Annotated in this window: 5 protein-coding genes; 4 read left to right on the top strand and 1 reads right to left on the bottom strand. The window is 38.9% G+C overall.

The features are described from left to right. Positions 1–93: 93 nt before the first annotated feature. Positions 94–909, bottom strand: coding sequence for a restriction endonuclease (locus KSO91_RS16565; RefSeq protein ID WP_238744130.1), 816 nt, complete (start codon positions 907–909; stop codon positions 94–96). A 233-nt stretch (positions 910–1,142) separates the two neighbouring features. Here KSO91_RS16565 and KSO91_RS16560 point away from each other — a divergent pair, with 233 nt between their 5' ends. The 4 genes from KSO91_RS16560 to KSO91_RS16545 form a co-directional block, all read left to right on the top strand. Continuing rightward, positions 1,143–2,174 (top strand): IS110 family RNA-guided transposase, encoded by a 1,032-nt coding sequence (locus tag KSO91_RS16560; RefSeq protein ID WP_238744129.1) that lies wholly within the window; start codon positions 1,143–1,145, stop codon positions 2,172–2,174. A gap of 76 nt (positions 2,175–2,250) precedes the next feature. Further along, positions 2,251–2,556, top strand: a complete 306-nt coding sequence (gene tnpA, locus KSO91_RS16555; RefSeq protein WP_238744128.1) for an IS66 family insertion sequence element accessory protein TnpA — start codon at positions 2,251–2,253, stop codon at positions 2,554–2,556. Continuing rightward, on the top strand, positions 2,553–2,912 hold the full coding sequence (gene tnpB / locus KSO91_RS16550) for an IS66 family insertion sequence element accessory protein TnpB (protein WP_238744127.1): 360 nt from the start codon (positions 2,553–2,555) through the stop codon (positions 2,910–2,912). The genes tnpA and tnpB overlap by 4 nt, the downstream gene beginning before the upstream one ends. A gap of 35 nt (positions 2,913–2,947) precedes the next feature. Continuing rightward, on the top strand, positions 2,948–3,320 hold a 373-nt coding region (locus tag KSO91_RS16545), incomplete at its 3' end, for a transposase (RefSeq protein WP_238744126.1).

The following is a 3,320-nucleotide window of genomic DNA, read 5'->3' as shown; positions in this document are numbered from 1 at the left end:
TGGTCAGGTAAAACAAGGAACTGCGATCCTGTAGGTGATGTTTACATTAACAAACCCTCAGAAGAAGAAGCAAAACTAGCTGCATAATCACAGTCAATCATTGCAACTATCTTGACAGCGACCGGTAGATCCATTAAGGTTATTAGCGTACTCACGAGCACCTTTCGAATAAGAGGATGTAGTTATAAATATGCCTTTATTTGATTGCGCAACGGCGAGGGCGCCTACAAATTTTTGAACTTCTTCACGGCCAACTGTATTTGTTCGACCATAACGTTTGGCTTGGATATGAATCCGCCCAAGACCAAGTACATCTTCTTTTATAATTCCATCAATACCACCATCATTAGACGCCTGCGTAACAGAACCAGCATCTTTTACTTGTCCTCCGTAACCCATTTTCTCTAACAGATTAACTACAAGGTGTTCAAACTCATAAGGTGATTTACTAATGATCGTATCAATAATTTCGTCATAAACAGATAAGCGTATACTTTCAAAAGAGTTGTACAGTTGCTCTTGTGGTGTCATATCTGAATCAATAACAACAGGGTCTGTAGCAGACTCATCTTTAGACTTTAAAGATGTTCGCCCTTTAACCTGTTCTTGGACAAATTTTTCAATTTCATCAGGTTTGGTGAGCATTTCAACACCAAGTTTATTAATGCGATATAATCCTCTTTTAGGTTTATCAACAAGCTTAGCCATGCTTAAATAACTTAATGCCCAAGCAACTCTATCGTAAAAAACTGGACCTTTTCCAGAATCGTACATTTGTGATATTTCTTCACCTGTAAGACCAAATTGCTGAGCTAGTGGTTGTTCAAACTCTTTGAGTTTAACGTCACCATTATCAGCTAAATGCTTTAAGGCATAGATACGAATATCATCATGCTTTGGAATTGCCATTACTACTTCCCAATAATTTTATGAATTTAATGATCTACTTTCATCATTTAACATGAATTAAATATTAACATAAAAGACCTACTGATCTTAATATGTAGTAGCGAATAAATATGTCCACTGATTTAGAGAAAATTTCTATCTCGCTTTGTGATGTGATGGACGCCCCTCCCTAATACCTATTGGCGTCACCTTTGCCATAATTAGATTAGACAGTTTAATCAAAGGAGCATCGCATGAATATTAAAGTGGTTGGTCTTGATTTAGCAAAACATTATTTTCAGGTCTGCGTTCTTACTGATGACAACAAGATCCACTCTAATAGAAAAGTAACTAGAGCACGTCTATTAGATGTCGTTCGTCAGTTTCCTGAAGGTACATTAATCGCAATGGAAGCATGTGGCAGTTCAAACTACTGGGCTCGCACCTTCACTAAAATGGGCTTTGAAATAAAGCTCATTCCTCCTCAACATGTGAAACCATTTGTAGGTCATCAAAAAAATGATGCTAATGATGCTCGCGCTATATGTGAAGCGGCATTTAGACCAGACGTTCATGGTGTTCCAGCTAAAACTATTGAACTTCAAGACATTAAATCAATAAGGTGCATTAGACAGCGAAGAGTAGAGCAACGACTGGCGGCAGCAAATCAATTGAAAGGGTTAGCCAGTGAATATGGCGTGATCATCGCTAAGAGCTTTAAATGCTTAAGGGAACAAGTACCTATCGCTTTAGAAGATCCTGATAATGAATTATCTATCGTGATGAGGCGCATGCTTCATGATTTACTTACTGAAATTAATACACTTACTGCTGAAATAAAGTCGTTGAGCCAAGATCTTGAAGCTCTTTGCAAACAACAACCACGTTATCAAGCCTTATTAGCTATTCCTGGATTTGGTCCAATTGTAACCGCAGCATTTTTAAGCCAGGTTGGTTCAGGAAAACAATTCTCGAATGGTAGGCAGTTATCAGCATGGTGTGGCCTAGTTCCGAGACAGTTTAGCTCAGGTGGCAAAACCAGACTTGGAAAGATAACTAAAAATGGCAATAACGAACTCAGAGCGTTACTCATCCATGGAGCAAGATCCGTTTCTAAATATACGCCAGAGCGAACGGATGCATTAAGCCAGTGGTTTAATGCTCTTGCATTGCGAAGCGGTAAGACAAAAGCGATCGTTGCCCTTGCCAATAAATTAACGCGAATAGCATGGGTTATAGTTACGACGAATGATGAATTTAAAGCGAATTGTGCATTTAAAACGTAAACGATCAACTAACCCCATCTAACAATGCTTTAAAATAACTGTCACGATTTCTTTTTATCTTCAAAGAGATCATGTTATGAAAATTGCACCACTTACCCAAATACAACAAGATTGGCTTCATCATATTAATCAAGCGGCTATGCTAAGCGTATCGATGTCCGCTTATGCAAAGCAAAATAAACTTGCTCTTCCTGCCTTTTATCATGCGCGTTCGGTGTTAATAAAAAAAGGAGAGTTACAAAAGAGTCCTCATCCTTCTTTGGTATCAGTAAATGCCCCAATACGAACAACCTCATGCCGAATAACATTATCTAACGGTGTCATCGTTGAGCTGGATGATGTTGATATTTCAGACCTGCTTAATAGTGCGAGCCGGTTATGATCAGGCCTTGTAATACCATTGAAAAAATATATCTCAGCCGTGATCCCGTTGATTTTCGTAAAGCGATCAATGGCCTTTCTTTGATTGTAGAAGAGACGCTTTGCCTTGATCCCTTTTCCTCTCAACTGTTTGTCTTCACCAATAAAAGACGCAACAAAATAAAAATATTGGTGTGGGATAAAACGGGCTTTATTTTGTGGCTAAAAGCACTCGATGATGCACAATTTAAGTGGCCATTGAAGGATAAAAAAGAGGTGCTTTCTATTAATGGGCAACAGCTAAATTGGCTACTTGACGGCATCGATATTTTCTCGATGAAACCCCATAAAACCTTACATCACAGCACTGTTTTATGATGCTTTTTTAGCGCGTTTTTAGTATAATTCACACCATGAAAAACACAGAAAATCAATTACCTACAGATGTAGAAACGCTTCAAAAACTATTACTTGAAGCACAATCTTTATTGCTCGAAAAAGAGGCTGAAATTAGTTCGCTACTTGAGCAACTAAAGCTGGCGCGCCATCAAAAATTTTCACCGACCAGTGAAAAACAGAGCCCACAACAGGGTGAGTTATTTGATGAAGCGGAGCACATTGTCATCTCTGAGTCTGATGAAGAAGAGGCGACTGTCGATGCTCACAGCAAGACTGATAAACCATCGAGAAAACGTGGCCGTTCAACATTACCTGCACACCTACCACGTGTTGAAGTCATTCATGACTTAGCGGAAGTAGATAAAATTTGCCCGCATGATGGGACGC

Origin of the sequence: Psychromonas antarctica (assembly GCF_022267535.1) — a bacterium.
GTDB lineage: Bacteria > Pseudomonadota > Gammaproteobacteria > Enterobacterales > Psychromonadaceae > Psychromonas > Psychromonas antarctica.
The sequence above is the reverse complement of the archived record's forward strand: the minus strand, read 5'-3'. Positions and strand labels throughout refer to the sequence as shown.